General features: G+C 61.8%; 14 protein-coding genes. 8 read left to right on the plus strand and 6 right to left on the minus strand.

Features of this window, described 5'->3' with window-relative positions; translation table 11 throughout:
- The first annotated feature begins 17 nt into the window (after nt 1-17).
- A complete protein-coding gene (locus ACF8GF_RS14235; protein ID WP_209969108.1) occupies nt 18-914 on the plus strand; it encodes a D-hexose-6-phosphate mutarotase in 897 nt (298 codons plus the stop codon).
- A 124-nt stretch (nt 915-1,038) separates the two neighbouring features.
- On the opposite strand, the gene ACF8GF_RS14240 is transcribed toward ACF8GF_RS14235, so the two are convergent.
- The 5 genes from ACF8GF_RS14240 to ACF8GF_RS14260 form a co-directional block, all read right to left on the minus strand.
- Nucleotides 1,039-1,608, minus strand: a complete 570-nt coding sequence (locus ACF8GF_RS14240) for a DUF3299 domain-containing protein (protein WP_339442824.1) — start codon at nt 1,606-1,608, stop codon at nt 1,039-1,041.
- 12 nt (nt 1,609-1,620) lie between these two features.
- Nucleotides 1,621-1,866: a GlsB/YeaQ/YmgE family stress response membrane protein gene (locus ACF8GF_RS14245; RefSeq protein WP_176682912.1), complete on the minus strand. Its 246-nt coding sequence runs from the start codon at nt 1,864-1,866 to the stop codon at nt 1,621-1,623.
- Nucleotides 1,867-1,974: 108 nt separating this feature from the next.
- Complete coding sequence (locus tag ACF8GF_RS14250; RefSeq protein ID WP_176682913.1) at nt 1,975-3,057, minus strand: 5-(carboxyamino)imidazole ribonucleotide synthase; 1,083 nt, start codon at nt 3,055-3,057, stop codon at nt 1,975-1,977.
- A 10-nt stretch (nt 3,058-3,067) separates the two neighbouring features.
- A complete protein-coding gene (gene purE, locus ACF8GF_RS14255; RefSeq protein ID WP_176682914.1) occupies nt 3,068-3,559 on the minus strand; it encodes a 5-(carboxyamino)imidazole ribonucleotide mutase in 492 nt (163 codons plus the stop codon).
- A gap of 528 nt (nt 3,560-4,087) precedes the next feature.
- On the minus strand, nt 4,088-5,005 hold the full coding sequence (locus tag ACF8GF_RS14260; RefSeq protein WP_176682915.1) for a LysR substrate-binding domain-containing protein: 918 nt from the start codon (nt 5,003-5,005) through the stop codon (nt 4,088-4,090).
- 182 nt (nt 5,006-5,187) lie between these two features.
- Between ACF8GF_RS14260 and aspA the strand changes: the two genes are divergently transcribed.
- The 4 genes from aspA (at nt 5,188) to ACF8GF_RS14280 (ending at nt 10,278) form a co-directional block, all read left to right on the plus strand.
- Nucleotides 5,188-6,612 (plus strand): aspartate ammonia-lyase, encoded by a 1,425-nt coding sequence (gene aspA, locus ACF8GF_RS14265; protein ID WP_176682916.1) that lies wholly within the window; start codon nt 5,188-5,190, stop codon nt 6,610-6,612.
- A 230-nt stretch (nt 6,613-6,842) separates the two neighbouring features.
- Nucleotides 6,843-7,835 carry an AraC family transcriptional regulator gene (locus ACF8GF_RS14270; RefSeq protein WP_392487788.1) on the plus strand — a complete coding sequence of 331 codons (993 nt, stop codon included), beginning with the start codon at nt 6,843-6,845 and terminating at the stop codon, nt 7,833-7,835.
- 296 nt (nt 7,836-8,131) lie between these two features.
- Nucleotides 8,132-9,175 (plus strand): histone deacetylase family protein, encoded by a 1,044-nt coding sequence (locus ACF8GF_RS14275; RefSeq protein ID WP_176682918.1) that lies wholly within the window; start codon nt 8,132-8,134, stop codon nt 9,173-9,175.
- Complete coding sequence (locus ACF8GF_RS14280) at nt 9,175-10,278, plus strand: polyamine ABC transporter substrate-binding protein (RefSeq protein ID WP_392487789.1); 1,104 nt, start codon at nt 9,175-9,177, stop codon at nt 10,276-10,278. Before ACF8GF_RS14275 ends, ACF8GF_RS14280 begins: the two co-directional genes overlap by 1 nt.
- Nucleotides 10,279-10,309: 31 nt before the next feature.
- Here the strand turns inward: ACF8GF_RS14280 and ACF8GF_RS14285 are convergent, their stop codons facing one another.
- Nucleotides 10,310-11,839 (minus strand): PLP-dependent aminotransferase family protein, encoded by a 1,530-nt coding sequence (locus ACF8GF_RS14285; protein WP_392487790.1) that lies wholly within the window; start codon nt 11,837-11,839, stop codon nt 10,310-10,312.
- An 89-nt stretch (nt 11,840-11,928) separates the two neighbouring features.
- Between ACF8GF_RS14285 and ACF8GF_RS14290 the strand changes: the two genes are divergently transcribed.
- The 3 genes from ACF8GF_RS14290 to ACF8GF_RS14300 are packed head-to-tail and all read left to right on the plus strand — an operon-like array spanning nt 11,929 to nt 13,695.
- Nucleotides 11,929-12,558: an FMN-binding negative transcriptional regulator gene (locus ACF8GF_RS14290; protein WP_176682921.1), complete on the plus strand. Its 630-nt coding sequence runs from the start codon at nt 11,929-11,931 to the stop codon at nt 12,556-12,558.
- Nucleotides 12,559-12,569: 11 nt separating this feature from the next.
- The gene (locus ACF8GF_RS14295; RefSeq protein WP_003253286.1) at nt 12,570-13,016 is read left to right on the plus strand and encodes a GNAT family N-acetyltransferase; all 447 of its coding nucleotides are present in this window, start codon (nt 12,570-12,572) and stop codon (nt 13,014-13,016) included.
- A gap of 7 nt (nt 13,017-13,023) precedes the next feature.
- Entirely contained in the window at nt 13,024-13,695 is a 672-nt protein-coding gene (locus ACF8GF_RS14300; RefSeq protein ID WP_176682922.1) for a GNAT family N-acetyltransferase, read from the plus strand.
- Nucleotides 13,696-13,766 lie beyond the last annotated feature (71 nt).

Below are 13,766 nucleotides of genomic sequence, written 5' to 3' on the forward strand. Positions count from 1 at the left end.
TCAATGAGAAGAACGCAATGGCTACCTTTCAGGTCGTAACCGAGCAACATGGCGAACTCAACTGCTGGCGTATCAGCAGTGACCGCGCCGAACTCCTGATCGCCCAGCAAGGCGCACAGGTCCTCAGCTACCAGCAGGTAGGCGAACCGCCACTGCTGTGGCTGAGCGACCAGGCCCTCTTCCGCCAGGGCAAGTCGGTACGCGCCGGGGTACCGGTGTGCTGGCCATGGTTTGGCAACCTGCAGCGTAACCCTCAGGCCGTCCAGGCCATGTACCACGGAGCACAGGCGCCTGCCCACGGGCTTGCGCGCACGCGTGACTGGCAATTGCTGGGTATCGAGGACGTGGGGGAGACCCTGCGGATCGAGTTCGAACTGCCTGAAGCACAGGGCGACCTGCCCGGTTGGCCCCATGATGTCGAGCTGAAACTGGTGGTGGAGATGGGCGCAGACCTGAAACTGAGCCTGACCAGCCGCAACATGGGCAATACCCCCGTGACCATCAGCCAAGCCCTGCATAGCTACTTCGCAGTGAGCGATGTGCGCCAGGCACGAGTCGAGGGTGTCGACGGGCTGGGTTACATCGAGACCCTGGCGGACTGGGAACAGCGCCAGCAGCAAGGGGCCCTGATGTTTGCCGGGGAAACTGACCGGATCTACCTGAACACCCCGCAGACCCTGAGCATCGTCGACCCGCATTGGAATCGGCGGATTACCTTGACCAGCAGCGGCTCGCGCTCGGCGGTGATCTGGAACCCTTGGACCGAGCGGGCCAAGGAGCTGGCAGACATGGCTGACGATGGCTGGCAGCGGATGTTGTGCATCGAGACGGCCAATGTGTGGGATGACCTGGTGGAGTTGGAGCCTGGGCGCAGCAGTTCGCTGGGGGTCAGGATTGTCAGCGAAATGATCTGAGTTTTACAGTGCCTGTGCCGGCCTCTTCGCGGGTAAACCCGCTCCTACAGATACCCCGCGGCATGCAAGGCCTGTGGAGGTTCCGTAGGAGCGGGTTTACCCGCGAAGAGGCCGGCACAGCCGTTCAGAGATCAGCATCCTCCACCACCCTCACCTTCCCCGCATCCAGTGCATAGGCCGCATCGGCCAGGTCATTGCTGACCTTTTCCACCTTCAGCTTGCCGCTGACCCACAGCGGTGTGTAGATGTCATCGATCTTCAACCCTTTCGGGTAGCGCACCAGCACCAGCTGGTTCGGCGGCGGTGGTGGCACATGGATGCACGCGCCTGGGTACGGCACCAGGAAGAACAGCGTGCTGTTCCCCTTGGCATCGCTTTCCAGCGGTACCGGGTACCCGCCCAGGCGGATATCCCTGTTGTTCATGGCCGCCACGGTCTTGGTCGAGTACATCACCGCCGGCAAACCCTTGCCCTGCTTGAGGCCGCCCTTGTCGGTAAAGGTGCCCATGGCTTCCGGCGAGTTGTGGTCGATTTCAGGCATTTGTTCGAGTGCCTTCTGGTCCGACTTGGGCATCAGCTCCAGCCAGTCGGTTTCGGGCAGTTCGGCATGGGCCAGGGTACTGGCCAACAGCAAGGGGATGAGGAAAAAGGCACGCATGAAAATGCTCGGCAACTCGAATGAATTGCCGAGCATTCTAACCAGTAATCAGCGCTTCTTGATGAATCCGTAGATCACCAGCAGCACCACGGCACCGACCAGCGCGCCAAGGAAGCCCGCCGCTTGCCCAGCCTGGTATATACCCAGCGCCTGGCCGCCATAGGTAGCCACCAAGGAGCCGGCAATACCCAGCAGGATGGTCATGATCCAGCCCATGCTGTCATCGCCCGGCTTGATGAAGCGGGCCAGCAGGCCGACGATGAGGCCGATGAAGATGGTTCCAATGATACCCATGGCAATCCCTCTGCAGTGAAGTTGGAACAAGCCAAAGCCTAGACGGGCTTCGACTTGTTGCCATATTCAGAGGGCATGCCGCTTGCAGAAGTTCGATTCGAAGCCCGATCAGTTGCTGATCAGCGCCTCTACTTCAGCAATCTTGCGCTCGAGGGTAGCCATGTCAGCGCAGCGCAGGGTGGCGTGCCCTACCTTGCGGCCAACCTTGAAGGCTTTGCCGTAGTGGTGCAGGTGGCAGTCCCCGATGGCGACAACCTTGTCCACGGCCGGCACTTCACCGATGAAGTTGAGCATCGCGCTCTCACCCACCTTGGCGGTCGAGCCAAGTGGCAGGCCGGCAACGGCACGCAGATGGTTCTCGAACTGGCTGCACTCGGCGCCTTCGATAGTCCAGTGCCCGGAGTTGTGCACGCGCGGGGCGATTTCGTTGGCCTTAAGGCCACCGTCAACCTCGAAGAACTCGAAGGCCATCACGCCAACGTAATCCAGCTTCTGCAACACGCGGCCGACGTAATCTTCGGCCAAAGCCTGCAGCGGGTGTGCCTGGCTGGCTACCGACAAGCGCAGGATGCCGCTCTCGTGGGTGTTGTGCACCAGCGGATAGAAGCGGGTTTCGCCATCGCGGCCACGCACGGCCACCAGCGACACTTCGCCGGTGAACGGCACGAAGCCTTCCAGCAGGCATGGCACGCTGCCCAGCTCGGCGAACGTACCAACCACGTCTTCTGGCGTGCGCAGCACCTTCTGGCCCTTGCCGTCGTAACCCAGGGTGCGGGTTTTCAGCACGGCCGGCAGGCCGATGCTGGCCACTGCGGCGTCCAGATCTGCCTGCGAGAGGATGTCGGCAAAGGCCGGGGTGGGAATGCCCAGGTCGCGGAACATGCTCTTTTCGAACAGGCGGTCACGGGCGATGCGCAGCGATTCGGCGCTGGGGTACACCGGCACGAACTGCGAGAGGAAGGCCACGGTCTCGGCCGGGACGCTTTCGAACTCGAAGGTGACCAGGTCGACTTCGTCGGCCAGCTGGCGCAGGTGATCCTGGTCGCCGTAGTCGGCACGCAGGTGCTCGCCCAAGGGGGCAGCGCAGGCGTCCGGGGCCGGGTCGAGGAAGGCGAAGTTCATGCCCAGCGGGGTACCCGCCAAGGCCAGCATGCGGCCGAGCTGGCCGCCACCGATTACACCGATCTTCATGGGTTGAGCCTCAAGCCTGGCGCGGGTCTGGGTTGTCCAGCACGGTGTCGGTCTGTTCCGTGCGGAACTGCTTCAACGCCGCGTGGTACTGCGGGTACTTGGCGCCCAGGATGCTGGCCGACAACAAGGCAGCGTTGACCGCACCGGCACGGCCGATGGCCAGGGTGGCAACCGGCACGCCGGCTGGCATCTGCACGATCGACAGCAGCGAATCGACGCCCGACAGCATCGACGACTGCACCGGCACGCCCAGCACCGGCAGGTGGGTCTTGGCGGCGCACATGCCTGGCAGGTGGGCTGCGCCACCGGCACCGGCGATGATCACCTCGATGCCACGGCCCTCAGCCTCCTCGGCATACTGGAACAGCAGATCCGGGGTGCGGTGGGCGGAGACCACCTTCACTTCGTAGGGAATGCCGAGTTTTTCCAGCATTTCGGCGGTGTGGCTAAGGGTGGACCAATCGGACTTGGAGCCCATGATCACGCCAACCAGTGCACTCATCGTCGAGCCTCTCCTGCAAGCGCCTTCTGGCGCGCTAAAAGCAACAAGCCACGCAGGTGGGCCGGCGTGGCTTGTCATACGGATTCTGAATCGACCAGGTCGGCCGAAGGCGCGGGATTGTAACGTATTTAAAGGCTGGCCGCCCACCCCTACAAGCACATGTCGGATCAAAGGGCAAGCTGTCTCGTGGGACAACTTTTTCCCGCCGCCTCGGGGTCGACGAGTGCTGTAAGCCTGCATCCTTACTCGAGCATTTTGGTACGTCTACATGAACGCTCCATGCTTCTTCGCACTTTCGTTTGGCCTGGTACTCGGCATGCAATTGCCAAGCGCTTCCGCAGCCCGCTCGCTCACCGTGCCCAGCTCATGAAATTAGCCATCTGCCAGGTGCCACGCATGAAGACGCCGAACTGAAGTTCAATGGCTGGGTGTGTGAAACGTACACGCCCCCGTGTACCGACACGATCCAACTGCTACCGCTACAGCGGCAGGAATCGTGCAAATATCACTGATTACCTGAAAGGCAACTCAACGTGACGCTTCACCTTGTGCTCCAGACGACTCCAGCTTGCGCCATAGCAAGCGGACGTTAGCCTTACGCACCAAAGCGCAGCGATACAGGCGGATTTCCAGCGGCACATGCCATTGGCTACCACCGCAGATCGCCAACTCACCGCGTTCGAGCTCGCCACGCATCGACAGACGCGGCACCCAAGCGATGCCCATCCCTTCCAGGGCCATGCTCTTGAGGCTGTCGGCCATGGCGGTTTCATAGACGGTGGTATAACGCAGGTTGCGCTGGCGCAGCAGTAAATTGACCGAGCGGCCGAGGAACGCGCCGGCGGTATAGGCTAGCAATGGCACGCTGCCCTCGCCTTCCAGGTCGAACAATGGCTTGCCATCGGCATCCACGGCGCATACCGGCAGCATTTCAGTGGTGCCCATGTGCAGCGACGGGAAGATTTCGGCATCCATCTGCAAGGCCGCGTCCGGGTCGTAGAAAGCCAGCATCAGGTCGCAACCGCCTTCGCGCAGTGCGTGTACGGCATCTCCGACGTTAGTCGCAACCAGGCGGGTGGCGATGTTCAAACCGTCGTTGCGCAACTGGGCCACCCAACGGGGGAAGAAGCCCGACGCCAAGGAGTGTGCCGCAGCTACCTGCACCACTTCGCCCTGCCCGCCTTCAAGATGATGCAAATGGCGGAGAATTTCGCTCAACTGGTCGACAACAGTACGCGCCGTGACGAGAAATAGCTGCCCGGCCTCGGTCAGCTCGATGGGTGTGCGAGAGCGGTTAACCAGTTGCAAGCCCAACGCCGCCTCAAGGCTGCGAATGCGCCGGCTGAAGGCCGGTTGAGTAACGAAACGCCGCTCTGCCGCCTGGGAAAAACTGCGGGTAGCGGCCAGAGCGCTGAAGTCTTCCAGCCATTTGCTTTCAAGGTTCACAAAGCACATCTCCCGGCGTGCACCAAAATGGAACACGCTCGAATATCAATTGGCGTCACATGAAACACTATGCCGTTTGTGCATAGGTTAGCGTGCAATAGCATTGGCCGCAAAAACACCTTCAGGCCTAGGATTGGCGCCATTCCGGCAGGTGCCGGGTCAAAATCGAGATGATATACATCATGTCCTCTGCTGCATCGTTCCGCGTCGAAAAAGACTTGTTGGGTACCCTTGAAGTTCCTGCAGATGCCTACTACGGCATCCAGACCCTGCGCGCTGCCAACAACTTCCACCTCTCTGGTGTTCCGCTGTCGCATTACCCGAAGCTGGTCGTGGCCCTGGCCATGGTCAAGCAGGCCGCTGCCGACGCCAACCGTGAGCTGGGTCACCTGAGCGATGCCAAGCACGCTGCCATTTCCGCAGCCTGCGCCCGCCTGATCAAAGGCGATTACCACGACCAGTTCGTGGTTGACATGATCCAGGGCGGCGCTGGTACTTCTACCAACATGAACGCCAACGAAGTCATTGCCAACGTTGCGCTGGAGGCCATGGGCCACCAGAAGGGTGAGTACCAGTACCTGCACCCCAACAACGACGTGAACATGGCGCAGTCGACCAACGACGCCTACCCGACCGCAATTCGCCTGGGCCTGCTGCTGGGTCACGACGCGCTGCTGGCCAGCCTTGATAGCCTGATCCAGGCCTTCGCTGCCAAGGGTAAAGAATTCGACCACGTACTGAAGATGGGCCGTACCCAGCTGCAGGACGCCGTACCGATGACCCTGGGCCAGGAATTCCGAGCCTTCGCCACCACCATGAACGAAGACCTGCAGCGCCTGCGCTCGCTGGCTCCGGAACTGCTGACCGAAATCAACCTGGGCGGTACCGCCATCGGTACTGGCATCAACGCCGACCCTGGCTACCAGGCCTTGGCCGTACAGCGCCTGGCCACCATCAGCGGCCATCCGCTGGTACCGGCTGCCGACCTGATCGAAGCCACCTCCGACATGGGCGCCTTCGTGCTGTTCTCCGGCATGCTCAAGCGCACTGCGGTCAAGCTGTCGAAGATCTGTAACGACCTGCGCCTGCTGTCCAGCGGCCCGCGCACCGGCATCAACGAGATCAACCTGCCAGCGCGTCAGCCAGGCAGCTCGATCATGCCAGGCAAGGTCAACCCGGTTATTCCAGAAGCTGTAAACCAGGTGGCCTTCGCCATCATGGGCAACGACCTGGCCCTGACCGTCGCCGCCGAAGGTGGCCAGCTGCAGTTGAACGTGATGGAACCGCTGATCGCCTACAAGATCTTCGACTCGATCCGCCTGCTGCAACGTGCCATGGACATGCTGCGCGAGCACTGCATCGTCGGCATCACCGCCAACGAACAGCGCTGCCGTGAACTGGTCGAGCACTCGATCGGCCTGGTTACCGCACTGAACCCGTACATCGGCTACGAGAACGCCACCCGTATCGCCCGCGTTGCCCTGGAAAGCGGCCGCGGTGTACTGGAACTGGTGCGCGAAGAGAAGCTGCTGGACGACGCAATGCTCAACGACATCCTGCGTCCGGAAAACATGATCGCTCCACGTCTGGTTCCGCTGAAGGCGTAATCAGGCCGCTGTAAACAGTCTCACCAGGTCGAGGGACTAGACACCTCTCAACCTTTCCAAGGCCCGAGCGCTTGCTTCGGGCCTTTTTTTTGCCTGAAGGTTTTGGGGGCCGCTTTTGCGGGCCTTCGCGACACCAGACCGCGCCTGCAGAGTATGTGGTTTACCTGCAGCCCCGATATCGGCACACAACTTGCTCCATAATGCGTCCCAGCCCCACGGGATTACCCAGCATGCTGCACAGCCACCTGACCACCCTCAACGCAGTTTCGCTGATTCTCAACGTCTTCCAGGCAGACGGTTGCGAGGCTTCAGCGCTGCTGGCCGGCAGCGGCATTGGCCCGGCAGACCTGGGGCATGCCGATGCGCGCATCACCACCCAGCAGGAGTTGCAGGTTTGCGCCAATGCCGTGGCCCGACGCGAGGACATTGGCCTGGAGCTGGGCCAGCGCATGCATGTGTCGTGCTACGGCATGCTCGGTTACGCACTGCTCTCCAGTGCCACTTTGGGTGACGCATTACGCCTGGCGCTGCAGTATCCGGCACTGCTGGGAACAGTCTTCAAGCTGCGCTTGCTCGACGACGGCCAACGTGTCTGGTTCAGCGCCAGCGATTACCAGGACAGCCCGGCGCTGAGCACTTTCAACGCCGAGTTCTGCCTGGTGTCGCTGAAAGTCATCTGCGACGACCTGCTTGGCCGACCGTTGCCGCTGCTTGGCGCCCGCTTCGAACACCCTCGCCCTGGCTACCACGGGCTCTATGCCGGAGCGTTTCAATGCCCGATCGGTTTCGCCGCCGAGGACAATGCCTTTGCCTTCGAACGGCGATGGCTGGATATGCCGCTGCCGCTGGCCGACCCGATTACTCACAAAGCCATGAGCGAGCGCTGCCGGCGCCTGAACCTTGAATTCACCGGTCGCCAGGCATGGCTGGGACGGATTCGCCAGCTGCTGGCGCAGCAACTGGACGCAGCCCCCGGGCTGGAAGGGCTTGCACGGCAGATGAACTGCTCGTCGCGCACCCTGCGCCGGCATTTGCAGGCGCTGGGCTGCAGTTATCAACAACTGCTGGACGAGCTGAGGTTCGAGCGGGCCAAGCAGTTGCTGGCCGATGAACAGATGCCGATCTACCGGATTGCAGAGACTTTGGGGTTCAGTGAGACGGCCAGTTTTCGGCATGCCTTCCAGCGCTGGAGCGGCGTGGCGCCCAGCCATTTTCGTGGTTGACCTGTCCTGGCCTCTTCGCGGGTAAACCCGCTCCTACAGGGGCGTCACAACCTCTGACGCCCTGGTGGCCATTGTAGGAGCGGGTTCACCCGCGAAAGGGCCGGGCCTGCCGGCCAATGTCCAAAGGCCGTTCACCGTTGCCGCCGCTGCCTTACCCGCGACGAGGCTGGGATAGGTCACCACCCATACGGCCAAAGACCTTGGCCATATCGATCCCCTTTTGGCCGTTTGCGTCGTTCTCCCCTGCCGATCAGCCCATGACAATGGACCCACGCCAGTCCCACCGGAGAACAACAATGCTGACGATCTATTCCGATGACCACCGCCTGCACCACGGCCGCTGCGAGCTGATCGATGGCAAGCTGATGCCCTGTTTCGAAATGCCTTCGCGCGCCGACCATGTGCTCGACCAGGTGAAAAAACGCAACCTCGGCGACATCCAGGGCCCGACCGACTTCGGCCGTGCGCCATTACTGCGCGTCCACAGCGCCGACTACCTGAATTTCTTCGAAGGCGCCTGGGCCCGCTGGGCTGCACTGGGCCACGAGGGTGACCTGCTGCCCTTCACCTGGCCGGCCCGCACACTGCGCCAGGTCAAACCGACCGGCCTACATGGCGAACTGGGTTACTACAGCTTCGATGCCGGCGCCCCCATCACCGCGGGTACTTGGCAGGCTGCCTATAGTGCTGCACAAGTTGCCCTGACCGCCCAGGCAGCGATTCAGCAAGGCGCCCATGCGGCGTTCGCCCTGTGCCGTCCGCCAGGGCACCACGCTGCCGGTGAAGTGATGGGCGGCTACTGCTACCTGAATAACGCCGCCATCGCCGCCCAGGCCTTCCTCGATCAAGGCCGAAGCAAGGTCGCCATCCTTGACGTCGACTACCACCACGGCAACGGCACCCAAGACATCTTCTACAGCCGCGACGACGTGTTCTTCGCTTCGATCCACGGCGACCCGCAGGACGAATTCCCGTTCTTCCTCGGCTATGCCGATGAAACCGGCGAAGGCGCAGGCCAGGGCTACAACATCAACTACCCCTTGCCCGCCGGTAGCGACTGGGCCGCCTGGAGCGCAGCCCTGGAGGATGCCTGCAAGCGCATCGCCAGCTATGACGCCGACGTGCTGGTCATCTCCCTGGGTGTGGACACCTTCAAGGACGACCCCATCTCACAGTTCAAGCTGGACAGCCCGGACTACCTGGAAATGGGCAAGCGCATCGGCCAACTCGGCAAGCCGACCCTGTTCGTGATGGAAGGCGGCTACGCTGTGGAAGAAATCGGCATCAACGCGGTCAATGTGCTGGAAGGTTTCCAGCGCGCCCAGCCAGGAGCCCGATAATGGTCCGACTCAAGCGTCTGCTCGCCCCGTTCATCGCTGCCACCCTGTTCGCGGGCGCCCTGCATGCGCAAGCTGAGCAGCGTACCCTGCGTGTATATAACTGGTTCGATTACATCACCCCGCAGACCTTGACTGCCTTCCAGAAGGAAAGCGGCGTGAAGCTGGTGTACGACATCTTCGACACCAACGAGGCGCTGGAGGCCAAGCTGCTAACCGGCAACTCCGGTTATGACGTGGTAGTACCGTCCAACGTGTTCCTCGCCAAGCAGATCGAAGCCGGGGTGTTCCAGCCGCTGGATCGCAGCAAGCTGCCGAACTGGCAACACCTGGACCCGGCGCTGATGAAGCTGATCGAAGCCAATGACCCGGGCAACAAGTTTGCCGTGCCGTATATGTACGGCACCGTGCTGATCGGCTTCAACCCGGCCAAGGTCAAGGCTGCACTCGGCGACAACGCGCCGGTGGACAGCTGGGACCTGATTTTCAAGGAAGAGAACATCGCCAAGCTCAAGCAGTGCGGCGTAGCCCTGCTCGACTCGCCGTCGGAGATTCTACCGGTGGCCCTGCAGTACCTGGGCTTGCCGCCGAACAGCGACAAGCCGGCCGACTACAAGAAGGCCGAGGCGCTGATGCTGAAGATTCGTCCGCATATCACCTACTTCCACTCCTCGAAGTACATGGCAGACATCGCCAATGGCGACATCTGCGTGGCGGTGGGCTACAGCGGCAGCTTCTCGCAGGCTGCCAACCGCGCCCGTGAGGCGAACAACGGCGTGGTGGTGGACATGCGCCTGCCCAAGGAAGGCGCGCCGATCTGGTTCGACATGCTGGCGATTCCAAAGGGCGCAGCCAACCCGGAGGATGCGCATACGTTCATCAACTACCTGCTGCGGCCAGAAGTGATTGCGCCGATCAGCGACTTCGTCGGGTATCCGAACCCGAACAAGGATGCGACCGACAAGGTGAATCCGACGATTCGCAACAACCCCAACCTGTATCCGACGGCAGAGGCGATGGCCAAACTCTATACGCTCAAGCCCTTGACGCGAAATGCCGAACGGGCCAGGACCCGCGCCTGGACGCGGATAAAGTCCGGTACCTGATGTTGAACCGGGGGCTGCTTTGCAGCCCCCTTCATTTTCTCCAGACTTTGCGTAGTTTCATCAAGGCCTCGGCTATCTCGCCCTCTGGCACCGCCGCAAAGCCCAGCACCAGTCCTGCCCGTTTATCCACAGACGCCTCACTGTCCGTCAACCAGAAACTGCTCAGTGGCGTCACCTCCACCCCCACCGCCTCGGCCTTGGCCACCAGCTCCTGTTCCCGAGTAAAGTTATCCACACCCACCTTCACATGCAGCCCAGCGGCCACTTCCGGCATTGCGCCCAAGCCCGGAATATCCACAGGCCAACCGGCCTTGAGCACATCGCGCCGCTTCAACGCCGCCTTGCGCATACGGCGGATATGCCGCTGAAAATGCCCGCGCGCCATGAACTCGGCCATCACGCACTGGCTGCTGACTTCCGAATGCCGCACTGCCAACGCTCTACCCTGGCTGAACGCCTGCACCAGCTTCGACGGAAGCACCAGGTAGCCCAGACGCAAGGCCGGGAAGGCTATCTTGCCGAAGGTACCGACATACAACACTCGCCCGTGCCGGTCGAGCGCTGCCAGCGGGGCCAGCGGCGCACCGCTGTAGCGGTACTCACCGTCATAGTCGTCCTCGATGATCCAGCCGTCAGTGCGTTCAGCCCAGGCCAGCAATGCCAGGCGACGTGCAAGGCTCATGGTCACCCCGGTCGGGTATTGGTGCGCAGGCGTGACATAGGTCAGTCGGCAATTCGTCAACTGTTCCAGCCGGCTGCAGTCCAGTCCGTCTTCATCCACAGGCACGCCAACCACCCGGCCACCCGCGAGCGTGAAGGCATGAGCGGCCGCCCGATAGCCTGGGTTTTCCACAGCCACACCGTCGCCCGGTTGCAGCAGTAACTGTGCACAAAGGCTGATGGCCTGCTGCGCACCGCTAGTGATCACAATTTGTTCAGCCGTGCAGTTCAGGCCCCGCGAGCGTCGTAGGTAGGCCGCAATCAGATCGCGCAAAGCCGGCTCGCCTGCCGGATCACCATAGCCCAGTTGCGCAGGGCACGGGTTGCGCCAGAAACCCGCCTGTAGCTTGGCCCAGACGTCAAACGGGAACAGGTCGAATGCCGGAATACCAACACGAAAAGCACGCGGCGCACCGCTTCTGGGCGGTGGCAAATGGTTGCTTTTCAGGCGCTGCAGAGGCTCACTAAGAAGTCTTCCGCTGGATAAATCCTCAGTACTCTCTTCGCAAAATGTGGATAAACCTGTTGATAAACCCCGGGATAACCCTGTGAATACTTGTGTGGACAGTTTTGGCAGTCGGCTGACGTAAGTGCCATCCCCGACGCGGCTTTCGATGAAGCCCTCGGCATACAGTTGATCGTAGGCGCGCACCACGCTGTTGCGTGAAAGCGCCAACATGGCAGCCAGGTCGCGCGTGGCCGGCAGCCGCGTACCACTGCTCAGGCGTCCATCCAGTACCCGCGCTCGCAACGCCTGATATAGCTGCTGGCTAAGCCCGCGGCGGCGATCGAGGGCGATCCCGGCAGGGTCGAAAGGCAGTATGAGGGGGGACTCGCTCATGGTATTGGACCTATCAAAACAGGCAGTAATGGCTCTTACCCAGAACCAATAGCCTGCCTAGGATGGAGCCATTCGACAAGGATCCCGCCATGTACAACAGTAAGCCTCACCAGGAACACGACCTCACCCGCCTGCACCAGCACATGCTAGACACCCGCCTGGCCGTTCTGGTCAGTCAGGGCGAACAGGGCCTTCTGGCCACACACCTGCCGGTGCTGGTCGATACCGCCGAGGGTGATTTCGGCACTGTGTATGCTCACCTGGCCCGGGCCAACCGCCAATGGCAAGACCTGCAGCAAGGCGGCGAAGCGCTGCTGGTATTCCCCGGCGCCGATGCCTATGTCAGCCCCAGCTATTACCCAAGCAAGGCCGATAACCCCAAGGTGGTGCCGACCTGGAACTACCTGGCGGTGCACGCTTACGGCTCGGCCGAAGTCATCCATGAGGCCGAGCCGCTACTGGCTATCGTTAGCCGCCTGACCGACCGTCACGAACAGGGTCGCAGCGAACCATGGAAAGTCACCGACGCCCCTGCCGACTACATCGACGGCATGCTCCGCGCCATCGTCGGCATTCGCCTACCCATTGCGCGCCTGCAAGGTGCGCGCAAGCTCAGCCAGAACCGCTCCGGGCACGACATCGAAGGCGTGCGCGAAGGCCTGAGCGCCAGTCCCGATCAACTGGACAATCAACTCGCGGCGCACATGCGCCAACTCTGAAGGAATAGCCCATGCCCAACCTTACCCTGCGCCCTGTCACGGCCCAAGATCACGCAGCCTGGCACGCCCTGTGGCAGGCCTACCTGCACTTCTACGAGACCGAGCTGGCCGATGCCGTCAGCCTGAGCACCTGGCAACGCCTGCTCGACCCCAGCGAGCCAACCCATTCGGCACTGGCCTGGGTCGACGGCAAGGCGGTGGGGATGGTCAACTTCATCTACCATCGCTCCAACTGGAGCATCGAGAATTCCTGCTACCTGCAGGACCTATATGTGGACAGCACGCAACGTGGCCTGGGCATTGGTCGACAGTTGATCGAGCACGTCTACACCACCGCCAAGGCCGACAACTGCATCAAGGTGCACTGGCTGACCCACGAAACCAACGCCACCGCCATCAGCCTGTACCAGCAGGTTGCCGAGCGCTCGGGTTTCATCCAATTCCGCAAAGGCTTGTAGGTCGAACATGACAGACGTATTGAACTGGAAACCCGCCGCAACCCCCAAGGCTGAGCCCATTGAAGGCCGCTTTATTCGCCTGGAAAAGCTCGATCCAGGGCACCATGGCGAAGACCTCTGGGAGGTGCTGCAGGGGCCGGCCTCCGATCCGGTGCTGTGGGACTACCTGCCCTACGGTCCGTTCGCCGAACGTGCCGCCTTTGACCGCTGGCTGGAAGGCAACGCAGCTGGCCGCGACCCGCTTTTCTACACCGTCATCGACCGCGCCAGTGGCCAGGCCCAAGGCATTCTCAGCCTGATGTCGATCGTGCCTGACCACGGCCGAATCGAGATCGGCCACATCGCCTTCGGCGCCGCCATGCAGCGCACGCCCAAGGGTACCGAGGCGGTGTACCTGCTGGGCAAGCTGGGCTTCGAGCTGGGTAATCGACGGCTGGAGTGGAAGTGCAATAACGCCAATGCCCGTTCCAAACGCGCGGCAGAACGATTCGGCTTCGTCTACGAAGGGGTGTTCCGCAAGCACCTGGTGGTCAAGGACCATAACCGCGACACGGCTTGGTACTCGATTACCGATGATGAATGGCCGGCGGTGGCTGCCGGGTTTGAGCGGTGGCTGAGTGAAGAGAACCAGCAACCGGGTGGCCAGGTGGAAAGCCTTGAGGTGTGCCGTAAAGGTTGAACGGTGTGCTGAATCAGAGGCTAGTGAATCCAGCACAAAAAAGGGGAGCATCCGCTCCCCAGAGGTTAACC

The sequence above is a fragment of the Pseudomonas sp. yb_5 genome, from assembly GCF_043103865.1.
GTDB lineage: Bacteria > Pseudomonadota > Gammaproteobacteria > Pseudomonadales > Pseudomonadaceae > Aquipseudomonas > Aquipseudomonas putida_Y.

What these genes read in the sequence shown, in the direction of transcription:
- ACF8GF_RS14235 (WP_209969108.1), top strand. Translation starts at nt 18, where the DNA reads ATGGCTACCTTTCAGGTCGTAACCGAGCAACATGGCGAACTCAACTGC.
- ACF8GF_RS14245 (WP_176682912.1), bottom strand. Translation starts at nt 1,866, where the DNA reads ATGGGTATCATTGGAACCATCTTCATCGGCCTCATCGTCGGCCTGCTG.
- ACF8GF_RS14290 (WP_176682921.1), top strand. Translation starts at nt 11,929, where the DNA reads ATGTACAACAGTAAGCCTCACCAGGAACACGACCTCACCCGCCTGCAC.
- ACF8GF_RS14280 (WP_392487789.1), top strand. Translation starts at nt 9,175, where the DNA reads ATGGTCCGACTCAAGCGTCTGCTCGCCCCGTTCATCGCTGCCACCCTG.
- ACF8GF_RS14270 (WP_392487788.1), top strand. Translation starts at nt 6,843, where the DNA reads ATGCTGCACAGCCACCTGACCACCCTCAACGCAGTTTCGCTGATTCTC.
- aspA (WP_176682916.1), top strand. Translation starts at nt 5,188, where the DNA reads ATGTCCTCTGCTGCATCGTTCCGCGTCGAAAAAGACTTGTTGGGTACC.
- purE (WP_176682914.1), bottom strand. Translation starts at nt 3,559, where the DNA reads ATGAGTGCACTGGTTGGCGTGATCATGGGCTCCAAGTCCGATTGGTCC.
- ACF8GF_RS14285 (WP_392487790.1), bottom strand. Translation starts at nt 11,839, where the DNA reads ATGAGCGAGTCCCCCCTCATACTGCCTTTCGACCCTGCCGGGATCGCC.
- ACF8GF_RS14275 (WP_176682918.1), top strand. Translation starts at nt 8,132, where the DNA reads ATGCTGACGATCTATTCCGATGACCACCGCCTGCACCACGGCCGCTGC.
- ACF8GF_RS14300 (WP_176682922.1), top strand. Translation starts at nt 13,024, where the DNA reads ATGACAGACGTATTGAACTGGAAACCCGCCGCAACCCCCAAGGCTGAG.
- ACF8GF_RS14295 (WP_003253286.1), top strand. Translation starts at nt 12,570, where the DNA reads ATGCCCAACCTTACCCTGCGCCCTGTCACGGCCCAAGATCACGCAGCC.
- ACF8GF_RS14240 (WP_339442824.1), bottom strand. Translation starts at nt 1,608, where the DNA reads ATGCTCGGCAATTCATTCGAGTTGCCGAGCATTTTCATGCGTGCCTTT.
- ACF8GF_RS14250 (WP_176682913.1), bottom strand. Translation starts at nt 3,057, where the DNA reads ATGAAGATCGGTGTAATCGGTGGCGGCCAGCTCGGCCGCATGCTGGCC.